27 protein-coding genes are annotated in these 24,700 nt (G+C 70.8%); 19 read left to right on the plus strand and 8 right to left on the minus strand.

All coding sequences use genetic code 11. From position 1 onward, the window contains the following. Positions 1-131: 131 nt before the first annotated feature. From CKW28_RS07520 to mnmA, 5 genes are all read left to right on the plus strand, one after another. Positions 132-884, plus strand: a complete 753-nt coding sequence (locus tag CKW28_RS07520; RefSeq protein ID WP_040546552.1) for an SDR family oxidoreductase — start codon at positions 132-134, stop codon at positions 882-884. Between the two features lie 78 nt (positions 885-962). Continuing rightward, positions 963-1,841: a GNAT family N-acetyltransferase gene (locus CKW28_RS07525; RefSeq protein ID WP_003924954.1), complete on the plus strand. Its 879-nt coding sequence runs from the start codon at positions 963-965 to the stop codon at positions 1,839-1,841. After that, positions 1,838-2,707 carry a lysophospholipid acyltransferase family protein gene (locus tag CKW28_RS07530; protein WP_003924955.1) on the plus strand — a complete coding sequence of 290 codons (870 nt, stop codon included), beginning with the start codon at positions 1,838-1,840 and terminating at the stop codon, positions 2,705-2,707. The genes CKW28_RS07525 and CKW28_RS07530 overlap by 4 nt, the downstream gene beginning before the upstream one ends. Before the next feature lie 48 nt (positions 2,708-2,755). Further along, a complete protein-coding gene (locus CKW28_RS07535; RefSeq protein ID WP_003924956.1) occupies positions 2,756-3,952 on the plus strand; it encodes a cysteine desulfurase family protein in 1,197 nt (398 codons plus the stop codon). Continuing rightward, the gene (mnmA, locus tag CKW28_RS07540) at positions 3,952-5,019 is read left to right on the plus strand and encodes a tRNA 2-thiouridine(34) synthase MnmA (RefSeq protein ID WP_003924957.1); all 1,068 of its coding nucleotides are present in this window, start codon (positions 3,952-3,954) and stop codon (positions 5,017-5,019) included. Before CKW28_RS07535 ends, mnmA begins: the two co-directional genes overlap by 1 nt. Before the next feature lie 4 nt (positions 5,020-5,023). Here the strand turns inward: mnmA and CKW28_RS07545 are convergent, their stop codons facing one another. Then, positions 5,024-5,668 carry a sensor domain-containing protein gene (locus tag CKW28_RS07545; protein WP_040546539.1) on the minus strand — a complete coding sequence of 215 codons (645 nt, stop codon included), beginning with the start codon at positions 5,666-5,668 and terminating at the stop codon, positions 5,024-5,026. A gap of 60 nt (positions 5,669-5,728) precedes the next feature. On the opposite strand from CKW28_RS07545, the gene CKW28_RS07550 reads away from it, so the two are divergent. The 4 genes from CKW28_RS07550 (at position 5,729) to CKW28_RS07565 (ending at position 8,585) form a co-directional block, all read left to right on the plus strand. Beyond that, positions 5,729-6,739, plus strand: a complete 1,011-nt coding sequence (locus CKW28_RS07550) for a uroporphyrinogen decarboxylase/cobalamine-independent methonine synthase family protein (RefSeq protein WP_003924959.1) — start codon at positions 5,729-5,731, stop codon at positions 6,737-6,739. 94 nt (positions 6,740-6,833) lie between these two features. Beyond that, complete coding sequence (locus CKW28_RS07555) at positions 6,834-7,316, plus strand: SRPBCC family protein (RefSeq protein ID WP_003924960.1); 483 nt, start codon at positions 6,834-6,836, stop codon at positions 7,314-7,316. Beyond that, positions 7,313-7,663 (plus strand): ArsR/SmtB family transcription factor, encoded by a 351-nt coding sequence (locus CKW28_RS07560; RefSeq protein ID WP_003924961.1) that lies wholly within the window; start codon positions 7,313-7,315, stop codon positions 7,661-7,663. The genes CKW28_RS07555 and CKW28_RS07560 overlap by 4 nt, the downstream gene beginning before the upstream one ends. 79 nt (positions 7,664-7,742) lie before the next feature. Further along, on the plus strand, positions 7,743-8,585 hold the full coding sequence (locus tag CKW28_RS07565; protein WP_131807469.1) for a hypothetical protein: 843 nt from the start codon (positions 7,743-7,745) through the stop codon (positions 8,583-8,585). Between the two features lie 14 nt (positions 8,586-8,599). Here CKW28_RS07565 and CKW28_RS07570 read toward each other — a convergent pair whose 3' ends face one another. After that, entirely contained in the window at positions 8,600-9,013 is a 414-nt protein-coding gene (locus tag CKW28_RS07570; protein WP_003927719.1) for an MmcQ/YjbR family DNA-binding protein, read from the minus strand. A 92-nt stretch (positions 9,014-9,105) separates the two neighbouring features. On the opposite strand from CKW28_RS07570, the gene ligA reads away from it, so the two are divergent. From ligA to CKW28_RS07610, 8 genes are all read left to right on the plus strand, one after another. After that, positions 9,106-11,205, plus strand: a complete 2,100-nt coding sequence (ligA, locus tag CKW28_RS07575) for an NAD-dependent DNA ligase LigA (protein WP_003927720.1) — start codon at positions 9,106-9,108, stop codon at positions 11,203-11,205. 245 nt (positions 11,206-11,450) lie between these two features. Continuing rightward, positions 11,451-12,662, plus strand: a complete 1,212-nt coding sequence (locus tag CKW28_RS07580; RefSeq protein WP_003927721.1) for a DUF4878 domain-containing protein — start codon at positions 11,451-11,453, stop codon at positions 12,660-12,662. Further along, complete coding sequence (locus tag CKW28_RS07585; RefSeq protein WP_003927722.1) at positions 12,653-13,690, plus strand: AAA family ATPase; 1,038 nt, start codon at positions 12,653-12,655, stop codon at positions 13,688-13,690. Before CKW28_RS07580 ends, CKW28_RS07585 begins: the two co-directional genes overlap by 10 nt. Before the next feature lie 5 nt (positions 13,691-13,695). Then, on the plus strand, positions 13,696-14,571 hold the full coding sequence (locus CKW28_RS07590) for a DUF58 domain-containing protein (RefSeq protein WP_003927723.1): 876 nt from the start codon (positions 13,696-13,698) through the stop codon (positions 14,569-14,571). Further along, positions 14,558-15,034 carry a hypothetical protein gene (locus CKW28_RS07595; protein WP_003927724.1) on the plus strand — a complete coding sequence of 159 codons (477 nt, stop codon included), beginning with the start codon at positions 14,558-14,560 and terminating at the stop codon, positions 15,032-15,034. The genes CKW28_RS07590 and CKW28_RS07595 overlap by 14 nt, the downstream gene beginning before the upstream one ends. Next, positions 15,025-16,110 carry a hypothetical protein gene (locus tag CKW28_RS07600; protein ID WP_003927725.1) on the plus strand — a complete coding sequence of 362 codons (1,086 nt, stop codon included), beginning with the start codon at positions 15,025-15,027 and terminating at the stop codon, positions 16,108-16,110. Before CKW28_RS07595 ends, CKW28_RS07600 begins: the two co-directional genes overlap by 10 nt. After that, positions 16,107-17,171: a VWA domain-containing protein gene (locus CKW28_RS07605; protein WP_003927726.1), complete on the plus strand. Its 1,065-nt coding sequence runs from the start codon at positions 16,107-16,109 to the stop codon at positions 17,169-17,171. Before CKW28_RS07600 ends, CKW28_RS07605 begins: the two co-directional genes overlap by 4 nt. Continuing rightward, complete coding sequence (locus tag CKW28_RS07610; protein ID WP_003927727.1) at positions 17,168-18,322, plus strand: tetratricopeptide repeat protein; 1,155 nt, start codon at positions 17,168-17,170, stop codon at positions 18,320-18,322. The genes CKW28_RS07605 and CKW28_RS07610 overlap by 4 nt, the downstream gene beginning before the upstream one ends. 10 nt (positions 18,323-18,332) lie before the next feature. Here CKW28_RS07610 and CKW28_RS07615 read toward each other — a convergent pair whose 3' ends face one another. From CKW28_RS07615 to CKW28_RS07640, 6 genes are all read right to left on the minus strand, one after another. After that, a complete protein-coding gene (locus tag CKW28_RS07615) occupies positions 18,333-19,916 on the minus strand; it encodes a polyamine aminopropyltransferase (protein WP_003927728.1) in 1,584 nt (527 codons plus the stop codon). Between the two features lie 28 nt (positions 19,917-19,944). After that, complete coding sequence (locus CKW28_RS07620; protein WP_003927729.1) at positions 19,945-20,403, minus strand: DUF350 domain-containing protein; 459 nt, start codon at positions 20,401-20,403, stop codon at positions 19,945-19,947. Between the two features lie 49 nt (positions 20,404-20,452). Next, the gene (locus tag CKW28_RS07625) at positions 20,453-20,890 is read right to left on the minus strand and encodes a DUF4247 domain-containing protein (protein WP_040548468.1); all 438 of its coding nucleotides are present in this window, start codon (positions 20,888-20,890) and stop codon (positions 20,453-20,455) included. Beyond that, on the minus strand, positions 20,887-21,399 hold the full coding sequence (locus tag CKW28_RS07630) for a DUF2617 family protein (RefSeq protein WP_003927731.1): 513 nt from the start codon (positions 21,397-21,399) through the stop codon (positions 20,887-20,889). The genes CKW28_RS07625 and CKW28_RS07630 overlap by 4 nt, the downstream gene beginning before the upstream one ends. Positions 21,400-21,417: 18 nt before the next feature. After that, entirely contained in the window at positions 21,418-22,035 is a 618-nt protein-coding gene (locus tag CKW28_RS07635; protein ID WP_003927732.1) for a DUF4178 domain-containing protein, read from the minus strand. Between the two features lie 63 nt (positions 22,036-22,098). Next, the gene (locus tag CKW28_RS07640) at positions 22,099-22,758 is read right to left on the minus strand and encodes an ACT domain-containing protein (RefSeq protein ID WP_040548471.1); all 660 of its coding nucleotides are present in this window, start codon (positions 22,756-22,758) and stop codon (positions 22,099-22,101) included. 89 nt (positions 22,759-22,847) lie between these two features. Here CKW28_RS07640 and gatC point away from each other — a divergent pair, with 89 nt between their 5' ends. Both gatC and gatA read left to right on the plus strand, forming a co-directional pair. Beyond that, a complete protein-coding gene (gene gatC / locus CKW28_RS07645; RefSeq protein WP_003927734.1) occupies positions 22,848-23,147 on the plus strand; it encodes an Asp-tRNA(Asn)/Glu-tRNA(Gln) amidotransferase subunit GatC in 300 nt (99 codons plus the stop codon). Then, entirely contained in the window at positions 23,144-24,643 is a 1,500-nt protein-coding gene (gene gatA, locus CKW28_RS07650; protein ID WP_040548437.1) for an Asp-tRNA(Asn)/Glu-tRNA(Gln) amidotransferase subunit GatA, read from the plus strand. The genes gatC and gatA overlap by 4 nt, the downstream gene beginning before the upstream one ends. Positions 24,644-24,700: the final 57 nt, after the last annotated feature.

Genomic DNA, 24,700 nt, shown 5'->3' on the forward strand with positions numbered 1-24,700 from the left:
TTTCGGGGCACTTCTTGCGCTGCGGGGCCATCTCCGGGTTTCGCCGGGGCGCGTTTGGCGGTTCCGCTGCGCCCGGCCACCGCCGGGTTCACACTCGATCCGTCGGGCACTTCCCGGTGGAGGGGGCGGTCATGCGGATCACGGTGTTCGGAGCCACCGGCCGGATCGGTTCTGAGGTGGTCGCGCTGCTGCGCGCCGACGGTCACGATGTGGTGCCCGCCTCGTTGTCGACCGGGGCCGACGTCGTCACCGGAGCCGGACTCGCCGACTCGCTGTCCGGCGCGGATGTCCTTGTGGACGTGGTCAATTCACCGTCGTTCGCGGACGGCCCGGTGTCGGAGTTCTTCACCGCGGCGGCGCTCAACCTGACGGCCGCGGCCCGGGCCGCCGGCGTCGGCCACCATGTCGCGCTGTCGATCGTGGGCTGTGACGAGTTGCCCGACAGCGGCTATATGCGGGCCAAGGCGGCCCAGGAACGGATCATCGCCGAGTCCGGACTGCCCTACACCATCGTGCGGGCCACCCAGTTCGACGAATTCGCCGAAGCCATCGTCGAGTCGCTCATCGTCGGCGCCGAGGTGCGCGTCCCCGACGGATCCATCCAGCCGATCGCCGCGGCAGACGTCGCGGCCGAGGTCGCCGCCCGCGCCGTGGCCGAACCGGCCGGCGGGGTGGTGAACATCGGCGGCCCGGACCGGATGAGTTTCGCCGACCTGGCCCGCACCGTGCTGGCCCACCAGCACCGCCGGACACCGGTGGTCATCGATCCGCAGGCCACCTACTTCGGCACCCGGATCGACGACACCAGCCTGGTGACCGGGGCCGGGGCCGTCATCGCCGGTACCCCCCTGGCCGCGGTGCTGGCCCCGCCCGCATCGGATTGACCAGGGTTTCCACCCCCGTTCACAGACACGTCACGCCCAGCTTGCCGGCCCGCCGCACCGTTTCGCGACGGTACCGGCATGAGCACCTCCGCCGTACTCATCGCCGCCGACCGGCCGTCCGTATCGGCGACCGGCACACCGCGGTACACCCTGCTGCTGGGCACCGACCCGACGCTCGTCGACGCCGCGCAACGGCTGCGGTACGAGGTGTTCAGCACCGAACCCGGTTTCGCGCTGCCGGATGCCCCCGACGGTCGGGACGCCGACCGCTTCGACGAGTTCTGCGACCACCTGCTGGTGCGCGACGACCGCAGCGGCGACCTGGTCGGCTGCTACCGGATGCTGCCGCCGGGCGGCGCGGTCGCCGCCGGCGGCCTGTACACCGCCACCGAGTTCGACATCAGCGCCCTGGACCCGCTGCGCGGCTCACTGGTCGAGATGGGGCGGGCGGTGGTCCGCGCCGACCACCGCAACGGCGCGGTCGTCCTGCTGATGTGGGCGGGCATCCTGGCCTACCTGGACCGCTACGGCTACGAATACGTCACCGGATGCGTCTCGGTGCCCGTGCACCCGGCCGGTCTGCCGGACGGATCCGGAGCTGCCCCGGGAACCCAGATCCGCGGGGTGCGCGACCACGTGCTGCGGCGGCACCGCGCGCCGGAGCGCTACACCGTGCGGCCCTACCGGCCGGTGACCGTCGGCGGCAAGACGCTCGACCAGATCACCCCGCCGGCCCGCACGGTCATCCCGCCGCTGTTGCGCGGCTATCTGCGGCTGGGCGCCGAGGTGTGCGGTGAACCGGCCCACGATCCCGACTTCGGGGTGGGCGACTTCCCGGCGCTGCTGGCCAAACGCAACGCCGATGTGCGGTATCTGCGCCGATTGCGGTCCGCCGCCGCGGCGCAGCGGGGACACCCGGACCGGACCGGCCCGGCGGCCGGGGGAGCGGTGCGATGACCGGCGCCCACGCCTGGCTGCCGCACGCGGACTGCGACGCCGGCTGCGTGCGGGCCGGCGCCGACGAACCGGGCCGGCCGGTCGCGCGCGCCGCGCGGACGCTGCTGCGTGTCACGCTGCTCGTCACGCTGCTACCGGTGCTGCTGCTGCCGGCCGTGCTGGTGCGGCTGGTGCCCGCACCTCCCCGTACCGAGCAGGCCCGGCCCGCCGCGCTGCTGCAGCGCATCTCCTGCCGGCTGCTGCTGCGCGTTCTCGGCGTGCGCCTGGCGGTGTCGGGCGGGCCGATCCGCAACCTGCCCGGCGTGCTGGTCGTCAGCGGCCACGTCTCCTGGCTGGACACCCTCGCCATCGGCGCGGTGCTGCCCGGCGAATTCGTCGCCAAGGCCGAACTGGTGCGGTGGCCGCTGATCGGCCGGCTGACCCGGCTCCTGCCCGTCATCCCCATCGACCGGCACAGTCTGCGCCGGCTGCCCCGGGTCGTCGACGCGGTCGCCGAGCGGTTGCGCGGCGGCCGGACCGTGGTCGCCTTCCCGGAGGGCACCACCTGGTGCGGCCTGGCCCGCGGACGGTTCCGGCCGGCGCTGTTCCAGGCCGCGGTCGACGCCGGCCGGCCGGTGCAGCCGCTACGGTTGAGCTACCACCACCGCGGCGGCCGGCGCTCGACGGTGCCCGCCTTCGTCGGCGACGACACCCTGCTCCGCTCCCTGCTGCGGGTCATCGCCGCCCGTCGGACGGTGTGCCGGGTGCAGGTCGCCGAGCTGCAGTTACCCACCGGCGACCGTCGTGAGCTGGCCCGGCGGTGTCAGGCCGCGGTGCACGGGCGCATCCCAGCGCCGCGCCCGCACCGCCCCGTGGTGGCCGCCTGAACAGGCGAGACGCCGGTATCGCCGGGTGACGACTATTCTGGACGGGTCATGAACACCCCCCAGACGGTGTATCTCGATCACGCCGCCACCACCCCGATGTATCCGGCTGCCATCACCGCGATGACCGACGTGATGAGCACGGTCGGCAATGCGTCGTCGCTGCACAGCAGCGGCCGGGTGGCGCGACGGCGGATGGAGGAGGCCCGCGAGACCCTGGCCCGGCTGCTCGGGGCGCGACCGTCGGAGGTGGTGTTCACCGCGGGCGGCACCGAGAGCGACAACCTCGCGGTCAAGGGACTCTACTGGGCCCGGCGCGCCGCGTCGCCCGGACTGCGCCGCATCATCACCACCCGGGTCGAACACCACGCGGTGCTCGACGCCGTCGACTGGCTGGTCCAGCACGAGGGCGCCGAGGTGACGTGGCTCCCCGTCGAACCCGACGGTTCGGTCACCCCGGCCACGCTGCGGGAGGCCTTGCGGGCCCACGACGACGTCGCCCTGGTCACGCTGATGTGGGCGAACAACGAGGTGGGCACGGTGTCGCCGATCGCCGAACTGGCCGCGGTGGCCGCCGAGTTCTCGGTGCCGATGCACAGCGACGCGGTGCAGGCGGTCGGGCACCTACCGGTCGACTTCTCGGCCAGCGGCCTGTCGGCGATGAGCATCAGCGCGCACAAGTTCGGCGGCCCCACCGGGGTGGGCGCATTGCTGATCCGCCGGGACGCCGAGTGCGTGCCGTTGCTGCACGGTGGTGGTCAGGAACGCGATATCCGTTCGGGCACACCGCATGTGGCCGGCGTGGTGGCGATGGCCGTCGCCGCCGAGGCGGCCATCGAGAACCTGCCTGCGGTCAGCGCACGGATAGCCGCGCTGCGGGACCGGCTGATCGACGGCGTGCTGACCGGCATCGACGACGCCTACCTCAACGGGGCGCGGGGGGCGGACCGGCTGCCCGGCAACGCACACTTCACCTTCCGCGGCTGCGAGGGCGACTCGCTGCTGATGTTGTTGGACGCCAACGGGATCGAATGCTCCACCGGTTCGGCCTGCACGGCCGGGGTGGCGCAGCCGTCGCATGTGCTGATCGCGATGGGAGCCGACTCGGCCAGCGCCCGGGGTTCCCTGCGGCTCTCGCTGGGGCACACCAGCACCGAAGCCGATGTGGACGCGGCGCTGGCAGTGCTGCCGGCGGCGGTGGAGCGGGCCCGGCAGGCGGCGTTGGCCAGCGCGGGGGTGGACAAGTGATGCGGGTGCTGGTGGCGATGAGCGGAGGAGTGGACTCCTCGGTCGCGGCGGCCCGCATGGTCGACGCCGGGCACGACGTCGTCGGTGTGCACCTGGCCCTGTCGGAAGCGCCCGGCACACTGCGCACCGGATCCCGGGGTTGCTGCTCCAAGGAGGACGCCGGGGACGCCCGCCGCGTCGCCGATGTACTCGGAATCCCTTTCTACATCTGGGATTTCGCCGAGAAGTTCAAGGCCGACGTGATCGACGACTTCGTCTCCTCGTATGAACGGGGGGAGACGCCCAATCCGTGCGTGCGGTGCAACGAGCGGATCAAGTTCTCCGCGCTGGCCGCCCGGGCGGTGGCGCTGGGCTTCGACGCCGTGGCCACCGGCCACTACGCCCGGCTCACCGACGGCCGGCTGCGCCGCGCGGTGGACCGGGACAAGGACCAGTCCTACGTGCTGGGCGTGCTGACCGCAGAGCAACTGCGGCGCGCGATCTTCCCGATCGGCGACACCCCCAAGCAGCAGATCCGCGAGGAGGCGGCCCGCCGCGGCCTCGCGGTCGCCGACAAGCCGGACAGCCACGACATCTGCTTCATCCCGTCCGGCGACACCCGGGCGTTCCTGGGCGCCCGGATCGGGGTGCGGCGCGGTGCGGTCGTCGACTCCAGCGGCACCAAGCTCGCCGAGCACGACGGTGTGCACGGTTTCACCATCGGCCAGCGCAAGGGGCTCGGGATCGCCGGGCCGGGTCCGGACGGCCGGCCCCGGTACGTCACCGCGATCGACCCGGACAGCGGCACCGTGCGGGTGGGTTCCGCCGAGGAGCTCGACGTGTGGCGGTTGCGCGGCGAACGGCCCGTGTTCACCTCCGGGCAGCCCTTCGACGGACCGGTCGAGTGTGTGGTCCAGGTCCGTGCGCACGGCGGGCTGGCCGAGGCGGTGGCCGAGGTCCGCGGCGACCACCTCGAGGTCGAGCTGCGCGAACCGCTACGGGGCGTCGCACCCGGTCAGACGATGGTGCTCTACCGCCCCGATCCGGCCGGTGACGAGGTGCTCGGAAGCGCGACGCTGACCCGCTGACCGGTCACCCCGGCAGCCTCGCCAGGATGTTCGTCATCACCATGTCGGGAACCGATTCCGGGAATCCGCAGAACGTCACCTCGACCAACACCACGGACTGCACGCGGTAGTCGCGGCCGCACGACGCCCCGGTGCGGATCCGCACCGACTCCGGTCGCACCGAGAACGAACCGACGAACATCGGCGCCAGGGGAGTCCGGCCGCAGTCGTCGACCCGGCGGGTCAGATCGGTGAACGCCAGGCGGGCCGCCTCGGGGTCCCGGTAGCCCGCGGCGCCCTGCGAGATCAACGCGGATCGGGCCGGGTACTGAAACGTCGTCTTGTGGAAATCCTCGACGTCGGGGCCGAACGTCTCGGTCTCCCGGAAGATCCACGCGCACTGCGCGGGTGTCGTGGCGGCGAACTGCTCGATGTCGACCGGGATCTTGCCGTCCATGCTGGGGATCACGGTGAGGTCCTCGCCCGCCCCGGTGATCGCCCGCATCTGCGGCTGGGTGAGCAGCAGCGCATCGATGTCGACCGGGGAGCGGGAATTTTCGCCCGGGCGTTCGGGCGCCCGCAGCGCGGTGCCGGCGACCGTCTGTGCGCACCCGGCCACCAGCAACGCGGTGAGACACCAGACCGCGGACAACCGGACTGACCTGGGCACGACGCTCCCTCCTGCAAGGAGACTAACGGTTCATCGAGGCCATCGAATAGTGTTGGCCGAGTGAGCGTTTTCGCCGTCGCCACCGGAGTCGGCTCCTGGCCGGGCACCTCGGCCCGGGAGGCGGCGCAGGTCGTGGTCGGGGAACTCGCCGGACTGCCGCATCTGGTGGAGCTGCCGGAGCGGGGGATCGGCGCCGATGTCATCGGCCGGGCGGCCGCGCTGCTCATCGACATCGGGATGGACACGGTGCCGCGCGGCTACCGGGTCGCGTCCCGGCGCACCCGCGTGGTGCGCCGCGCGGTCAGCCTGCTCGACGAGGACCTGGACGCGCTGGAAGAGGCCTGGGAGCGGGCCGGTCTGCGGGGCACGTCACGCTCGGTCAAGGTGCAGGCGCCCGGGCCGATCACGCTGGCCGCCGAGGTCGAGCTGGCCAACGGGCACCGGGCCGTCACCGACACCGGGGCGCTGCGCGATCTGGCCGTGTCCCTGGCCGAGGGGGTGGCCGGGCACTGCGCCGAGCTGGCCCGGCGGTTGGGGTGCCCGGTGGTGGTGCAGTTCGACGAGCCGTCGCTGCCGGCGGCGTCGGCCGGACGGCTCAGCGGCGTGACCGACCTGGACTCGGTGCCGCCGGTCGAGGAGGCGGTCGCGGTCGATCTGCTCGACATCTGTTCGCGCACCGTCGGGGTGCCCGTCGCGGTGCACATCTGTGCACCGGGCATTCCGTGGAAGATATTGCAGCGCAGTGCGATCGATGCGATCTCGATCGATCCCGCGACGTTGGCCGAGGCGGATCTGGACGGGCTGGGCGAGTTCCTCGACGCCGGTCGCACGGTGCAGCTGGGCGTGGTGCCGGTGGTGATGCCCGAGCGCCCGCCGGCGGTGGAGGAGATCGCACGGGCGGCCGCCGGGCTCACCGACCGGCTCGGTTTTGCACGGTCGGTGCTGCGGGACCGCATCGGGGTCACCCCCGGGTGCGGGTTGGCCGGCGCCTCCGGGCAGTGGGCGCGCACCGCCGTCGAACTCGCGCGGCGGACCGCCGAGGCGTTGTCCGACGACCCGGAGAACATCTGACCGGCCGAAAAGCTGGGCAACCAAAGGGTTGCCCATCGGGGCGGGCATCGTCTACCGTGATGCGCAACCTGATGGTTGCATGTGAGGAGCGGCGATGAGTTCCGACCGGATCGAGAAGACCGTGCTGCTGAACGCCCCGCTGGACCGGGTCTGGCGCGCGATCTCCGACTCCGACCAGTTCGGCCAGTGGTTCGGGATGCGATTCGACGGACCGTTCGTCGCCGGCGCCACGGTGACCGGGACGCTGACACCGACGACGGTGGACGAGGCGGTGGCCGCCGAACAGGAGCCGTACGCCGGCGTGTCGGACACCTGGGAGATCGTGGCGGTGGAGGCGCCGCGACGGTTGGCGTTCCGCTGGCATCCGGCGGGGCTCGAGGAGGGATCCGAGCTGACCACGCTGGTCGAGTTCACCCTCACCGAGACCCCGGACGGGGTGCTGCTGCGGGTCGTGGAATCCGGTTTCGACGCCTTACCCGCGGACCGGCGGCGGTCGGCCTTCGACGACCACTCCGAGGGCTGGGGCAAGCAGGTGCAACTGGTGAGCCGCTATCTCACGTCCGGTCGACTGCCATGACAGCGACCGATCAGCTGCACCCGGTGTTCCACGCGCTCGGCGACCCCAACCGGATGCGCCTGATCACCCGATTGTGCGACGCCGGGCCGGGTTCGACATCCCAGGTCGCACAGGCGGTCTCGGTGAGCCGCCAGGCCGCGACCAAACACCTGCTGATTCTCGAGGAAGCCGGTCTGGTGCGCAGCGACCGGCGGGGCCGCGAACGTATCTGGCGGATGCAACCGGAGGCGCTCGACGACGCCAGCGAATATCTGGACCGGTTGGCCCGCCGGTGGGACCGCGCTCTCGGCCGTTTGCGGGCTTTCGTCGAAGCTCCCGAACAACCCGACCCCGGCATGTCAGAATGAGCAGTCGAGTCGACGGGCCCGACAGGGTGGCAAACCGAACCCCCGCTTGCTGTGCCGGGGCCCAGTGATGGACGAGGACGTGGCCCGAACCGGAGTGCGCGACCTGGCGGCTGTCGTGGCGACGGCCGCCCTGGTGGCGATGGGAGCGGTCCCGGGGGTCGCGCCGGCGGCCGCCGACCGCGGCAAGTCCGACTCACACAGCTCGCATTCGTCCAAGCATTCCGGCGGTAACAAGTCGCAGCACGGCGGCAAGGGCAACAGCGGGCGGAAATCCGACCCACCGCAGCGCGGCCGCGCGGCGGACCACCGCGGTCAGCAACCGCCCGGATGGTCGCGGGGCCGGTCCGCCGGCGCCCGGCCCCCGGCCCAGCAGCAGGGCCGTTCCCAGCCGCCCGGCGCTCAACAGCGCACCGGCGGAAGTCCCGGTGCCGCCCGGACCGGCGATCCGGGAGTCGGGTGGATCGCCGACACCGGCCCGGCCGCGGCCCGGCAGGCGGCCGTACCGCCTCCGGCTCCGGCCGAACGGTCGCCCTCGCCCGGCGGCGGAGCGGGACCGGGCGGCGCAGCCGGGCCGGTCGCCGCGCCGCCGGTGCGGATCGGTAACGGCCGTCCCCCGATCACCGGCGGTGTCGGTGACGCGCCCGCCGCGACCGGAACCGGACCGCATCAGGCCCCGGCGGTCGAACCGCCGCCGCCCGCGCCGGCCGAGGCGCCCGCCCCACCGCGCAGCTGGCTGCCGCGCGGCGAGATCCCGGTGCTCAGGCCGTGGACCACCGACGAGCCGGGCCGGGTCGGCGATCCGCGGCTCGGTCTGGCCGGCCTGGTGCTGATCCCGCTGGCCGGCGCCTACCTGGGCTACCGCCAGGCCCGGGCCGCGCAGTCCGCGGAGCGGCTGCGCGGTCCGGTCGTCGTCCGCCGCTGAGGGCCGGTCTCCCGTCAGGCCGGATCCGAGGACTGCTCGTCGAGGATGCGGATCAGCCGGCGGGAGGCGCAGAGCCGATACGACGCGTCGATCAGCTCGCGCACCTCGTCCCAGTCCACCGGCGCCGCGGTCAGGTCCAGCCCCAGCCAGCCGGACGGTCCCATGTACGCGGGATGGAAGAACCGCGGATCCGCCTGCAGCGCAGGACGTTCCGACTCGTCCACCTTGACCAGCACCGAGTGCGGGTACTGTGTCATCTGGCCCGGCCGGATCTTCTGGGAGCCGCCGTACATGGCGAACATCTTGGGCGCGCAGAACACCGGCCGGCCCCAGGAGACCTTCTCGAACGCCTCCGGGTATCCCAGCGCGATGCGGCGCAACTCGGCCAGCCCGGGATCGTCGTCGCGGAACATGATCGGGTGCGGCATAAAGCGAGCGTAACGGTGTCGGAGGGGTCGGTTAGCCTGCCAGGGTGAGCTCGAAACCAACGTCGGATACCGATCCCGCGCGTGACCCCGGCGTGCCGCCCGACGATCCGGCGGCGGCGCTCGCCGAACAGTCCGAGGCCGGCCCGGACGCCGACCTGCGTCGGCGCTGGCAGGAACTGGCCGATGAGGTCCGCGAGCATCAGTTCCGCTACTACGTGCGGGACGCGCCGATCATCTCCGACGCCGAGTTCGACGAGCTGTTCCGGGAGTTGCAGGCACTCGAGGAGGCGCATCCGGAGCTGCGGACACCGGATTCGCCCACGCAACTGGTCGGCGGCGCCGGGTTCACCACCGACTTCGCCCCGGCCGAGCATTTGGAGCGGATGCTCAGCCTGGACAACGTCTTCGCGCCCGAGGAGTTGGCCGCCTGGGCTGAGAGGATCCGCGCCGAGATCGGTGACGACCCGCATTATCTGTGTGAGCTGAAGATCGACGGGGTCGCGCTGTCGTTGGTCTACCGCGACGGCCGGTTGGTGCGCGCGGCCACCCGCGGCGACGGCCGCGTCGGTGAGGACGTCACGCTCAACGCCCGCACCATCGCTGACATCCCGCATCGGCTGAGCGGCACCGCGAGGTATCCGGTGCCCAAGGTGCTGGAGGTGCGGGGGGAGGTGTTCTTCCGGATCGCCGACTTCGAGGAACTCAACGCCGGGCTGGTCGCCGAGGGGAAACCGCCGTTCGCCAACCCGCGCAACAGCGCGGCCGGCTCGCTGCGGCAGAAGAACCCGGCGGTGACCGCCCGGCGCAAGCTGCGGATGATCTGCCACGGGTTCGGCCGGGTGGAGGGTTTCGCACCGGATTCCCTGCACGAGGCGTATCTGGCCTTCAAGGAGTGGGGGCTGCCGGTGTCCGAGCACACCACCGTCGTGCAGGGCCTGCCGGCGGTCGAGGAACGCATCGCCTACTGGGGTGAGCACCGCCACGAGGTCGATCACGAAATCGACGGTGTGGTGGTCAAAGTCGACAAGGTGGCGTTGCAGCGGAGGCTCGGCGCCACCTCGCGGGCGCCGCGCTGGGCGGTCGCCTACAAGTACCCGCCGGAGGAGGCGCAGACCAGACTGCTCGACATCCGGGTCAACGTGGGCCGCACCGGACGGGTCACGCCGTTCGCCTACATGGAGCCGGTGAAGGTGGCGGGGTCGACGGTCAGTCTGGCGACCCTGCACAACGCCGCCGAGGTGAAACGCAAAGGCGTGCTGATCGGCGACACCGTGATGATCCGCAAGGCCGGCGACGTCATCCCGGAAGTGCTCGGGCCGGTGGTGGAGTTGCGGGACGGCACCGAACGCGAGTTCGTGATGCCCACCGAATGCCCGGAGTGCGGCACACCGCTGGCGCCGGAGAAGGAAGGCGACGCCGACATCCGGTGTCCGAACTCGCGCAGCTGCCCGGCGCAGTTGCGGGAGCGGGTGTTCCACGTGGCCTCCCGGGGCGCGCTGGACATCGAGGGGCTCGGCTATGAGGCAGCCACCGCGCTGCTGGAGGCCGGGGTGATCGCCGACGAGGGCGACCTGTTCGACCTGACCGAGGACGATCTGCTGCGCACCGAATTCTTCACCACCAAGAACGGTGCGTTGTCCGCCAACGGGAAACGGCTGCTGGCCAACATCGCCAAGGCCCGCAACCAACCGCTGTGGCGGGTGCTGGTGGCGCTGTCGATCCGGCACGTCGGCCCGACCGCGGCACGCGCGCTGGCCACCGAATTCGGCAGTCTGGACGCCATCATCGCGGCATCCGAGCAGGAACTGGCCGCGGTCGACGGTGTGGGCCCCACCATCGCCGCCGCGGTCAAGGAATGGTTCACCGTCGACTGGCACCGCACGATCGTCGACAAATGGCGGGCGGCCGGGGTGCGGATGGCCGATGAGCGCGACACCAGCATCGAACGCACACTGGAAGGTGTGACCGTCGTGGTCACCGGGTCGTTGACCGGATTCTCCCGCGACGAGGCCAAGGAGGCGATCATCGCCCGCGGTGGAAAGGCGTCCGGGTCGGTGTCGAAGAAGACCGACTTCGTGGTGGCCGGCGACTCGCCCGGATCCAAGTACGACAAGGCGGTCGAACTGGGGGTCCCGATCCTCGACGAGGACGGTTTCCGCCGGCTGCTGGCCGAAGGGCCGGCGGGCGTCTGACCGGGCCGGTTTTCGGATCGGTGGGCCGGTGAGAAGCGGACCGGGGCCGGCCGTGCTAATTTGCCAGACTGGGCGTAGTGCCGGATTCGCGCATGCCGGCCCGGAAATTGGTGTCGGTGCGGTCGGCGTAGCAACGTTAGAATTCCTCCGGCGCCGGCTTCGCCGTCGGTGCCGTGCCGCATCCGACGGTGGACAGATGAGACGAGGTTTGTCGTGGTCGACAAACCACGGCGGGGAGAATCGATGTGACGAATTGGACCGGTGGCGGCGATTTCGGTGGTCCCAATCCGATCGGCGGCGACCCGAGCGGGGGTCAGCCCGGCGGGGGATGGGGTGCGCCCCCTCCGCCGCCGACGCAATGGACACCCGAACAACCGCCGCAATGGGGCAATCCGCAACAGCCCGGCTTCCCGCCGCCCGGTCCGCAACAGTTCGGTCCCGCCCAGCCGGGCTGGGGCGGGCAGTGGGGCCAACCGCCACCCCCGGACGGCCCGAAACGCAACCGTAAAGCCCTGCTGGTCACGCTCGGCGCCGGCGCCGCGGTGCTGGTGGTGCTCGTGGTCGTCGGCGTCATCGCGCTCAGCGGCCTCGGTGGCAGCGGCGACGGCGGTTCCAGCCGGTCGGCGGGCGCCGCGGTGCAGGGCTATCTCGAGGCGCTGGCCCGCGGCGACGCCGAGGCGGCGTTGAGCTACGGGGCCGGGGAACCGGCCTCCAAGGAGTTGCTGACCGACGAGGTCCTCAAGTCGCAGATCGAGAAGATGCCGATCAGCAACATCCGCATCCTCAGCGACGATTCGGACAACGGCGTCGGATTCGGAAAAGTACACGCCACCGTCAATTTCGGCGATCAGGTCTCCGATGTCACCTTCCTGATGAAGAAGTCCGGCAACGTCTGGAAGCTCGACTCGGCGGCCGTCCGGTTGGACCTGTCGACCCAGGCGTCGAGCAACCGCGCGATGAGCACCCTCACCGTGTTCGGCAAGACGGTCGGCGACTCGGTGCTGTATCTGTTCCCGGGGTACATCGAATGGGGCACCAACAACAAGAACGTCACGGCGCAAGGGCAGCCGCTACTGCTCGACGCCCTGACCGGGTACGCGGGCGGCTCGGCGCCGAAGATCGTCCTGAGTGATTCCGCCCGGAAATCCATCACCTCCGCGGTGCGGTCCTACCTCGACGAGTGCGCGCGGTCGAAGTCGCTCTCGCCGGAGGGATGCCCGCAGCGAGCGTTCGAGTACGGCGCCGTCGACGGCACGGTGACCTGGCACGCGCCCGGCACCGACAACCTGCAGATCTCGTTCGACGGCTACAGCATGGAGGCCCGGGTGACGCTCAACGGGCAGTTCCCCTACACGGTGCAGGGCCGCGACGGGGCCCCGATCAACGGATCGGACCACTTCATGTTGTACGGCAGAGCCGATCTCAACCAGACGCCGCCGGTGCTGAAATGGAACTGACCGAACGCGTCGTTCGGCCGCCGGGCGTCGCCGCAGCCCGCCCCCAGCCGAATCAACAGGAGATCGAGCACGCCCACCGCTTCATCAACGCGGTCACACAGGCGTTCAGCACCAAGGTCGTCGGCCAGGAGAATCTCCGCGAATCGCTGCTGATCGGCTTGCTCACCGGCGGGCACATCCTGCTGGAAAGCGTTCCCGGCCTGGCGAAGACCACCGCGGCGCGTGCGGTCGCCGACGCCATCTCGGGTACGTTCCAGCGCATCCAGTGCACACCGGACCTGTTGCCCAGCGACATCATCGGCACCCAGATCTTCGATTCGGCGACGAGTTCCTTTGTCACCCAACTCGGTCCGGTGCATGCCAACATCGTGCTGCTCGACGAGATCAACCGGTCCAGCGCCAAGACGCAGAGCGCGATGCTCGAGGCCATGGAGGAACGGCAGACCACGATCGCCGGTGAGCTGCACCCGATCCCGGAACCGTTCGTGGTGATCGCGACGCAGAACCCGGTGGACCAGGAGGGCACCTATCCGCTGTCGGAGGCCCAGACCGACCGGTTCATGCTCAAGGACATCCTCGACTACCCCTCCCCGCAACAGGAGGCCGAGGTCATCTTCCGGATGGACGCCGGGGTGTACAACCGCAACCAGCCGACACCGCCGGTGGTGGGGCTCGAGGACATGCGCCGGCTGCAGGAACTCGTCGGCCGGATCCACCTGGACCCGGTGCTGGTGCACTACGTCACCCAGTTGGTGCACGTCACCCGCAACCCGCAGCAGTACCTGCCGCAACAGCTGGCCAGGCTGGTGCAGTACGGCGCCAGCCCGCGGGCCACCATCGCGTTCTGTCGTTCGGCACGCGCCGTCGCCCTGCTGCAGGGCCGTAATCACGTGCTGCCGGACGATATTCAGCGGGTGGCCCACCGGGTGTTGCGCCACCGGCTGATCCTGGGCTTCGAGGCGATGCGGCTCAACGTCACCCCGGAGATGGTGATCGACGCTGTGCTGCAGTCCGTTCGGGTGCCCTGACCGTCATGGGCAGGTACCTCAATCGGGCCCGGTTGCACTTCGGCACCGACACCAGGGGGATGCTCGAGGGTGGGCGGTATGCGCTGGTGTACACCCGCAGCCTCGAACTCGACGACCTGCGGCCGTACGTGCCCGGCGACGATGTCCGCGACATCGACTGGAAGGCCTCCGCCCGGGCGGGCGCCGTCCTGATCAAACGGTTCGTCTCCGAACGGCACCACAAGATCCTGCTGGTCGCTGACGCCGGGCGGAACATGTCGGCGCTGACGCCGACGGGCGAGGTCAAACGCGAGGTGGCGGTTGATGTCATGGGCGCGGTCGGGCTGATCTCGATGGGCCGCAGCGACGAGATCGGGATGGTGTACGGCGATTCCCGCGGCTCGGTGAACACGCGCAACCGGCGCGGCGAGACCCATATCGAAAGCATCCTGGAGGACTTCTATATCCACAGCCTCGGCGACGTCGGGACCAGCGACATCACCACCCAGCTGGAGTATGTGGCGCGCGCCCACCGCCGGCGGCTGCTGCTGGTCGTGGTCTCCGACGAGCCCGAGGTCACCCCGCGGTTGGACGAGGTCCTCACACAGCTCATCGGCCAGCACGAGATGGTCTGGCTGATGATCACCGACATGCCCGCCGTCGGCGCCGACGAAGGGGAGCACGACGGGTACGACGTGGCCACCGGCAGATTCGTGCTCAACGGCACCGTGCTGGGGCCGCGGGTGGTGGCCGCCTACCGCGCCGCCGAACAGCAGCGCGCGGCGCAACTGGATGCCTTCCTCACCTCACACGAGGTCTGCTTCACCCGGATAGCCGGCAGCGCCGAGATCCGCGACCGGCTCGTCGAGGTCAGCGAGGTGTACAGCAGTGCCGTCCGATGATCTGTTGCGCTTCATCGGGAGCCCGTTGCCGTTCTCGTCGTGGTGGCTGTGGGCCGGTGTCATCATCGTCGTCGCGGTGATCGCCTGGTGCGCGGCCGTGTACGTCTGGACCCTGCCGCCGGCGCGGCTGCGGACCCTGCCGCTGCTGAACAGGCTGCACACCGCGCTGGTGCGGCGGCGATTCGCCCGGGCGGTCCGGCGCACCCGCGAACACTATCTGGCCGGCGGGCTGTCGGCCGCCCAGGCCGGGGCGCAGGTCAGCCGGACGCTGCGCAGTTTCCTGTACGTGTCGACCGGGGTGCGGGCGCAGTACCTGCATGTCGGCGCGATCGCGGCGGGTCCGCTGGCGCCGGCGCGTCCGTTGTTCGACGCGCTCAACGACATCCAGTTCAATCGGACGGCGCGCTCGGACTTCGCCGCGGTCAGTGACTCCGCCGAGGAGTTCATCCGGTCATGGAACTGAAGTGGTGGCCCCTGATCGTCGCCGGGCTGGTCTGCCTGGCCGTGTGCGCCGCCGCGGCCGCGCTGGTGCCGATGGCCAAGGTGCAGCGCACCCTACGCCCGCTGGCCAACGTCGACCGCCTGACCAGGCTGCCGGAATACGCGCGGGTGTACCGCATCTACTTCATCTCGATGGTGATCACCGGAGCGCTGTTGCTGGCCACCTTCGCGGCCGCGCTGGTGGTCAGTGCCCGGCCGGTCGGGTCGTCGCTGACCACCAAGGAGTTCGAGGCGGAGCACCCCCAGGACATCATGCTCTGCGTCGGCGAGCCGCTCACCGATCCCACCACCGCCGACTTCCTGAACTACTTCGCCGGGCAGGCGAAGTCCTACGAGACCGAGCGGATCGGGTTGACCTCCCCGACATTGCGGGTGGTGCCGATGACCCGGGATCACACCTTCGCGTCCGAGCAGTTCGAGTACTTCGCTCAGATGGCCCGCATCCAGCAGGATCTCGACACCAATCGGGACGTCTCCGAGACCGAACGCTCCGAACTGCAGCTGGGCATCGACAAGTTCAACCAGTCGATCGACTACGTCGACTATTCACGCAGCCTCGAGGACATCCTGGCGCTGTGCCTGACCGGATTCCCGTCGTTCGAGGGCAAGGGTAAGCAGCGCCGCTCGCTGGTGTACCTCGGCTACAGCCAGTTTCGCTCGCCGGCCGAGGAACGCCGGTCGCTGTTCACCGAACAGTCGGTCAAGGACATGGCCACCGCGGCGGGCGTGCAGATCAACGCGATCTCCCGGTCCGACGTCGCCGCGACCTCACCGGAGGGCAACGACCGGCTTCGATCCATCGTCGACACCACCGGTGGGACATTCTCGCTGTACAACCCGGCCGGCACCGCCGGTGACAGCTCGGCCGGGACGCTGTCCCGGATCCTCGACCGGATCCGGGACAATCCACCGGAGGTGGTGCTGCCCAGCGGCAAGACGGTGACGAGCCAGTCGTGGGACTCCCCGCAGCGCGCGTTGACCGTCGCGGTCGCGATGGCGGCGCTGCTGTGTCTGTCCCTGGCGGTGCTGCGCCGATGACCTACCAACCCGTACTCGCCCCGGTGGTGCTGATCGCGATCGCGATCGGGCTGATCCTCGTCCGGATGGTCGGGTTGTACCGGGCGCTGGTCCGGACCGGCACCGGCCACTACCGCACGATGGTGTTGCGGTGGGGCGGGCTGACCCTGGCGGTGCTGGCCCTGGTCTTCGCCGCCACCCGGCCCGGATTCGACCTGGACGACGGCGAACCGCCCGATCAGCGGCCGAAAGCGGTGGCGCTGGACCCCAACCTCAACGTCTTCTTCGTGGTGGACCGGTCGGTCGACTCCCGGGTGGAGGATTACGGCGACCGGGAGTCCCGGATGGCCGGCATCCGTGCCGACATGGAGGCGCTGGTGAACGAGTTCCCCCGGGCCCGTTTCGCGCTGATCTCGTTCGCCGCCAAGGCATCGCTGGAATGGCCGCTCTCCGACGACTCCTGGAGCCTGGTGTCGAAGATCAGAGGATTGTCGCCGTACACCCTGGTCGCTCCCGACGCGATGGTACGGGTCGACCCGGCCGCCGCCCGCGAGGTGCTGGGCCGGCAGTTGCGGCAGGCGTCCGAACTGTTTCCCGAGTCGAAGAACCTGGTGTTCTATCTCGGTGAGGGCGGCCCGGGCAGCCGGGTGCGGGACACGTCCTTCGACGACATCCCCGACGGCGCCATCGCCGGCGGAGCGGTGCTCGGTTACGGCACCGACGCCGGTGGCCCGATCCCGCAGGGCTGGATCGACGGTAACAAGGTGTACTTCAGCGACCCCGCCACCAACGCACCGGCGAACTCCGCCATCGACGAGAGCCGGCTCAAGCAGATCGCGTCGGACCTCGGGGTGCCCTATCTCCACCGTGCCGCCGGGCAGTCCATCACCCCGGCGGTGCCTGCGGTGGAGTCGGCGAGTCCGGAGTCCGACGACGATCTGCACGGATCGAAGTTCGTCGAACGCCGGGAGCTGTATTGGATCTTCTCACTGCTCGCGTCGGTCCTCGTGCTGGTGGAGATCGTGTTGACGATCCGTGAGTTCCGGCGTAACCGCATGTCGCGCATGAGAGTTCAGACATGATGTTGATGAAGCGGCCGGCCGCGGCGGTGCGGGGCGTGCTGAACCGGATGCGAGCCACCTACCGGCACGGACCGTCCCGGCTGCGGCTGCGCTGGCGGCTGTACGCGGTCTCGGCGCCCCTGATCGTCGTGCTGCTCGCGGTCGCGGCGAAGATGATCAGCGTGGTGCTGGTGGGCAATTCGGCGATCGCCGATTTCGACCGGCACGACATCGAGTCCCTGCGCGGCGATGTCGCGATGCTCGAGTTCGTCAACGTGATCGACCCGGCGAAGACCTCGTTCGCCAACGCCGATCTGTTGGTCCTGGAAGGCCGGCTGGACGACGCCGAGGCGAAGTTCCGGGAGTCGCTGACCCGCACCGACCACGGCGCTTCGTGCCCGGCCCGGGTGAACTTGGAGCTGGTGCAGGAAACGTTGGGCGACATCGCGACCCGCAGTGGGCGCAAGGACGACGCCGAGCGGTGGTACCGCAGCGCGATCGGGGTGGTCAACGACGCGCCGCCGGCATGCTTCGCCGACAACGACGATCCGAACGAGGATCGCCGCGCCATCCGTCACGAGGCGTTGCCGCGGCTGGAGCAGAAACTGGCGAACCTGCGGCGGCCGCCGGAACCGCCACCGCCGCCGCCGAATCCGATCGACCCGCCACCCCCGCCGACCTCGTTGACCCAGATGACGTCGGCGCCGCCGTTGCCGCACCTCGGCCCCGCGCCGGACGGTGCGGGGGCCGGTGACGGCGCCGAGCGAGCGCCGCAGCCGGGGGAGGGCGCAGATCAGGCCCCGCAACCGCGGGAGGGTAGCGACCAAGCACCGCAACCGGGGGAGGGTGCCGATGAGGCTCCCCGGCCGGGGGACGGATCCGCGGAGGCGCCGCGACCGGGGGATGGGGAGGGACCCCAGCCCAGGGCCCAGCCGCCCCTGCCCGGGCCGAACATGCCCGCGCCGCCCACCGCGCGGGGCGGGGAGGGACCGGTGGTCGGGCCCGAAGGCGGGGACATCGACGTGCTGAACCCGGTGTCACCGGACCGGCTGCCGTCCGTCGGCGGCGGTGGCCCGCCGGGACAGGAACTCGGCATCGGTGACGGCGATCCGCTGGAGCAGCTGCGCAAACTGCTCGACAACGCCAACGCGCACGGCGACAACCGCGAGTGACCCGGATCGGTCACTGCCAGCCACGCCGGATGTCGTCCACCACCCGGGGCCGATCCAGGGTGGAGGGTTCCAGTGTGAGAGGCGGACGGTCCTTGCCGAACACGGTGGCGGCGTCCAGAACTCGCTGATCCAAGAACCGCAGCTCCGGGGCGTTGGCCGGCACGGTGGGCCGTGGCGGCTCGGTGCCACGGGTCGCCAGCACGAAACCCCAGTCGCCGAAGGTGGGGACGTGCACGTGGTACGGCGTGACCGCGTACCCGGCGGATGCGATCGTCGAAACGGTGCGCCAGAACGCCGTCGGCGTCGAGTAGGGGCTGCCGGCCTGAACCACCATGCGCCCGCCGGGCGCGAGCGCACGGGTGACGAGCGCATAGAACTCGGTCGAGTAGAGCCGGCCCAGCACCGGGGTGTCCGGATCGGGCAGATCGACGATCACCGCGTCGAATCCACCGGGCGGACGCAGATCCGGCGGCGGTTCACGCAGCCACCGCATCGCATCGTCGGTGACGACCGTGACCCGGGGATCGTCCAGCGCGCCGCCGTTGACCGGGCGTAACGTGGTGCGCGCCAACTCGATCACCGCCGGGTCGAGTTCGACCTGCACGATGCTGTCGATGCCGGGGTAGCGCAGCAGCTCCCGTGCCGCCAGACCGTCGCCACCGCCGAGGATCAGCACCGAGCGGGTCGACTCGTCGAGCGCCGGATGCACCAGACTCTCGGTGTAGCGGTGCTCGTCGCGGGTCGAGAACTGCAGGCCGCCATCCAGATACAGCCGCAGATCCGCGCCCCGCCGGGTGATCACGATCTCCTGATACGGCGACCGCTCGTAGGCGATGATCGGATCGGCGTAGAGCCGCTGCCGGCTGGTGGTCTCGATACCGTCGGCGCGCACCAGCAGCGTGGTGAGCAGGGTCAGTGCCGCGGCGAGGACCCCCAGCGCGGCGGCGAGCTGGCGGCCACTGATGATGTGCCGCAACAGGAACACCGCGACCACGGCGGCCGCGGTGAGGTTGATCACGCCGGTGACCGCGGCGCCCCGGATCATGCCGAGCTGGGGCAGCAGGAGGAACGGCCAGGACAGGCCGCCGATCAGCGCGCCCAGATAGTCGGCGGCGTTGAGGTTGGCCAGCACCCGGCCGGTGTCGGCGGCGCCGGCGACACGGCCGCGCTGCAGCAGTGTCATCAGCAGCGGCACCTCGGCGCCGACCAGGCATCCGATCAGCGCGGTGCCCACCACCAGCACCCACAGTGAACCGCCGATGAACACGAACGCGAGGTACAGCGCCGCGGCCGAGAGCCCGCCGATGATCCCGAGCAGTGTCTCCACCGCGATGAACGTGATGGCGGCGTGCCCGAGCAGTGGTTTGACCAGCAGGGCGCCGGCGCCCAACGCCGCCACGTAACCCGCCACGATCAACGAGGTGGCGACGATGCCGCCGCCGTGCACGCTCGCCGACAGGGTGAGCAGCGCGAGTTCATAGATCAGTCCGCAGGCCGCGCAGGCCGCCACCGCGGCCAGCAGCAGCGCCCGCCAGCGCCGCGTGGACCCGGCGGCGCCCGGCGTCCCGGCGGAGAGGGTCCTGCCGAGCGTCACCGCACGACCCGGGTCGGCACGGCTCGAGTCACGACAGGGCGGCTGCGTTCACCGCGCCGACTGCCACCAGCACCACCGCGGTGGCGATCGCCGCCGGATGCAGACGTTCCTCGGCGATGAGGTCCCGGAACCGGCCGGGCACCACCACCTCCAGCACGACCAGCGCCGCGCCCTGCAGCGCGACGCCGATGAGCCCGTACACCGCGGCGTCGACGAGGCCCTGCCCGAGTTCGTTCGAGCTGGCGACGATGGTGCTGACCACCACCGTGGCGAGCGCGATGTACATCCCGGTGGCGACGGCGACCGCGTTCGGCCGGCGTTCGACGAACACCAACCGGCGCAGGTTTCCGGGGGTCAACAGGTCCACCGTGACGAAACCGGCTGCCAGCACGGCGACTCCGACCAGGAAGTAGAGAATCGCAGCCACCACGTTCTGGGCGAGGTACTCACCGCTGATGGTTCCGAACTCGACGGCGGCGGTGTTCATGGCTTCTCCTTCGTGAGTGAGTCCTGTGCGTCGGGTGTGCCGTGTGGCGTCACTTCCCCCCACCCGGGCCGCCCGGGCTGCCGCCCGATCCGCCCGACGGGGCTCCGGGATAGAAACCGGGGCCGAGGAAGATGAAGGCGCCGCCGCTGTATCTGCTGCCGCGGACGTCTTCGACCTGAATGGCGCAGGGCCGGTTGCCGTCCGGTCCGACGATCACGATGTCGTCGTCGTAGCGCAGATACTCGCTGCCGCGGTCGCTGGCCTGGGCCTCGGGCCGCTGATAATCGACCAGCCGGGCGGCCACCGAGGCGGGGCTGTCGGTGCACCGGTACTTGGTGACCTCGGCGCCATGCGAGTAGGCGGCGTAGTTCTCGGCGATGTGGGTCCGGATGTCCTTGGATTTCAACGAGATTCCCAGCATCAGGCAAACCAGCCCGGCAATGGCGAGCGCTCCGGACAGCAGATACAGGCGGGTGCTGCTGCTCATGGTGTCCACCGGCTGCTGGTGTAGACCACCGTTCCGCCCTCCGCCGCCGGATACAGATGCCAGGTCCGCCAACGCCATCCGGCGCCGTCCGGCCGAGCGGTCAGCACGGTGAGTGCGGCGTCGTCACCGGGAAACGCACCGCCGAGCCATGCGGGATCGCGGGCGCAGCGGTCGCGCAGTTCCCGCGCGAGCTCGCGGAACGATGTCTCGTCGGCTCTGCTCGTCCGCGACTCGAGGCGGTAGCCCGCGGCTTCGGCGCGGCCCGGCAGGGCGCCGCCGTAGCTGTGCGCTGCACACGAAACCTGTTCGGAGAAAAGGGTTCCGGCGCCTCCGTCGGCTTCCACGGTGACGACGTGGGATGCGCCCAGCACACCCAGCCGCAGCTCACCTCCGCGTGGGTGGCGGAGCCGCCAGCCGGCCAGCGGCCGGGGCGCGGGCGCGTTGAGCGCCAGGCCGAGTGCCTCCCCGCTGACATCGGTCGGCGTGACGGCGAGTTCGAAGAACGGCAACGACAGTCCTCGCAGGTCCTAGCGGTGGGGTTCGGGGGGTGGCGCCGGATAGACGGTCAGCTCGCCCGGTGACACCTCACGGCCGAGCGACACCTCCCAGGCCATGCCCGGGGCCCAGCGCTCGAATCCGAGGAACGTCTGCTCTCGGTCGTCGGCGTAATCGACGTAGTCCATGTCGCCGCCGGCGGGCAGCCCGGTGGTGCCCTCGGTGGTGTACGACGCCCGGCCGCGTTCGGTCGGTGTGAACGTCACCCCGTCCACCACGTGGGTGCCGTTGGGCTGCAGATCCAGATCGTGGCGGCGCTGCCACATCGCCAGCTGGAGGCGGCCCTCGTCCTCCTCGACGCTGAACCAGACCGGCTCGGTGCCACCGCCCTCCAACAGGTGCTCCCACCAGACGAACGGGCCCTCGCGCAGGGTGACCGAACCGCGCACGACGTAGTCGACCCCGCCGTAGCTGACGATGGCGCCGGGACCGATCTGCCGCGGTCCGAAGGACTGCGTGGCGCCGAACGCCAGCGGATCCTGGCGCTGCGCCGGCGGACGGGACCCGCGGGCCTGGTCCCGCGCCTTGACGAAGACCACGATCGCGGCGATGAACAGGCCGATGGCCACCAAGATCAGCAGCGTTTCCACGCGCGCCCTTCCGTCGGGGGTCCCGTGAGCAGTGGTCGGTCTCGCACCCGACGGTAACAGCAGTCAGTGCAGCAGCGTCGCCACGATTCCGGCCAGGTACCCCAGCCGCGCCACCTCGGACGGCCGGAACGCCGGTCCGCCCGGACGGCCCAGCACCACGGCGGTGTGCGGATCCCCCAGCGGCGCCGCGGCCAGCGTGGTGTCCATATCGCGCCACACCTGCGGCACCCAGGAGGCGGTCTCGTCCAACACGGTGGGACGGTCCAGCGGCAGGAACGGCGCGTTGCCGGCCCGGGTCTCCGGGGCGCTGGGGCTGCCGACCACGCGATGCACCTCGCCGTCCTCCTCGCGAAGCACGGTGCACCACCCGACCCGCAGCACCCGGGGCGCCTCGTCGACGAGCACCTGCAGCTTCCCGGTCCGCCCGGGCGCGGCCGCGATGTGGTCGATCAGCTCGAGTTCCCGGTGCGCCTCCAGCAGCCCGGTGTACGGGCGGATGCTGTCGACGTGGATGCCGGTGAGGTTCTCGGCGGCGGTGATCAGCATGTCCGGCATCGCCCCGGCGGGAAGATCGACGACCAGGTCGTCGATGGCATAGCCGCCGCTGCGCTCGACGACGTCAAGCGACAGGATGTCGGCACCGACCGCCCCCAGCGCCACCGCGAGGGCGCCCAGGCTGCCCGGCCGGTCCTCCAGCTGGACCCGTAACAGATACGAAGTCACGCGCACACTGTGACACAGGAGGCGGCTTCCGGCACTCCGGCGGACCGCCGCTGACCGCTTCTCATCCGGCGCGACTAGGCTGCTCATACGTGTCACAGATCTCCCGCGACGAGGTGTCTCATCTGGCCCGGTTGGCCAGGCTCGCGTTGACCGAGGACGAGCTCGACAGCTTCGCCGGTCAGCTGGACGCGATCCTGGAGCATGTCGGACGGATTCAGGCCGTCGACGTCACCGGTGTCGAGCCGACCGACAACCCGCTCAAAGCTGTCAACGTGTTCCGCCCGGACGTGGTGCAGCCCAGCCTGTCGCAGCAGGACGCGCTGGCGGGCGCACCCGAGGTCCAGGACGGTCAGTTCGCGGTTCCGCGCATCCTGGGGGAGCCTGAATGAGCCAGGGGAAGAGCACTGATGACCTGATCCGGTTGGACGCCGCCACGCTGGGGGCGAAGATCGCGGCGAAGGAGATCTCGTCCACCGAGCTGACCCAGGCCTGCCTGGATCGCATCGCCGCGACCGACGACCGGTACAACGCGTTCCTGCACGTCGCCGCGAACAAGGCGTTGAGCGCGGCGGCGCGGGTGGACGCCGCGGTCGCCGCCGGTGAGGAGTTGCCGTCCCCGCTGGCCGGGGTGCCGTTGGCGCTCAAGGACGTCTTCACCACCATCGACATGCCCACCACCTGCGGATCGAAGATCCTCGACGGGTGGCAGGCCCCGTACGACGCCACGGTGACGGTGGCGCTGCGGGCGGCGGGCATCCCGATCCTGGGCAAGACCAACCTGGACGAGTTCGCGATGGGCTCGTCCACCGAGAACTCCGCGTTCGGTCCCACCCGCAACCCCTGGGACGTCAACCGGGTGCCGGGTGGTTCCGGGGGTGGCAGCGCGGCGGCGCTGGCGGCGTTCCAGGCCCCGCTGGCCATCGGCAGCGACACCGGCGGGTCGATCCGCCAGCCGGCGGCGCTGACCGCGACGGTCGGGGTCAAGCCCACCTACGGCACGGTGTCCCGCTACGGGCTGGTGGCCTGCGCGTCCTCCCTGGATCAGGGCGGACCGTGCGGGCGCACGGTGCTCGACACGGCGCTGCTGCATCAGGTGATCGCCGGGCACGACGCGAAGGACTCCACCTCGCTGACCGCACCGGTGCCCGACGTGGTCGCCGCGGCCCGCGCCGGCGCCTCCGGTGACCTCAAGGGGGTGCGTGTCGGTGTGGTGCGCCAGCTGCGCGGGGAGGGTATCCAGCCCGGGGTGCTGGCATCGTTCGACGCCGCGGTCGAGCAGCTCGCCGCGCTGGGCGCCGAGGTCATCGAGGTGGACTGCCCCAACATCGACCACGCGCTGGCCGCGTACTACCTGATCATGCCGTCGGAGGTTTCCAGCAACCTGGCCCGGTTCGACGCGATGCGCTACGGGCTGCGGGTCGGCGACGACGGCACCCGCAGCGCCGAGGAGGTGATGGCGCTGACCCGCGCGGCGGGATTCGGACCGGAAGTCAAGCGCCGCATCATGATCGGCACCTACGCGCTGTCGGCCGGCTATTACGACGCGTACTACAACCAGGCGCAGAAGGTCCGCACCCTGGTCGCCCGCGACTTCGACGCGGCGTACGAGAAGGTCGACGTGCTGGTGTCGCCGACCACGCCGACCACCGCCTTCCCGCTCGGGGAGAAGGTCGACCATCCGTTGGCGATGTACCTGTTCGATCTGTGCACGCTGCCGTTGAACCTGGCCGGGCACTGCGGCATGTCGGTGCCGTCCGGGTTGTCGCCGGATGACAATCTGCCGGTCGGGCTGCAGATCATGGCGCCGGCGCTGGCCGACGATCGGCTGTACCGGGTCGGCGCGGCCTACGAGGCTGCGCGCGGACCCCTTCCGGCAGCGGTCTGAGCCCCGGCGGGTGCATCAGACCTCGTCGGCGGTCGCGGTACCGACGTATGAGCGGGC

This window comes from Mycolicibacterium thermoresistibile (assembly GCF_900187065.1).
GTDB lineage: Bacteria > Actinomycetota > Actinomycetes > Mycobacteriales > Mycobacteriaceae > Mycobacterium > Mycobacterium thermoresistibile.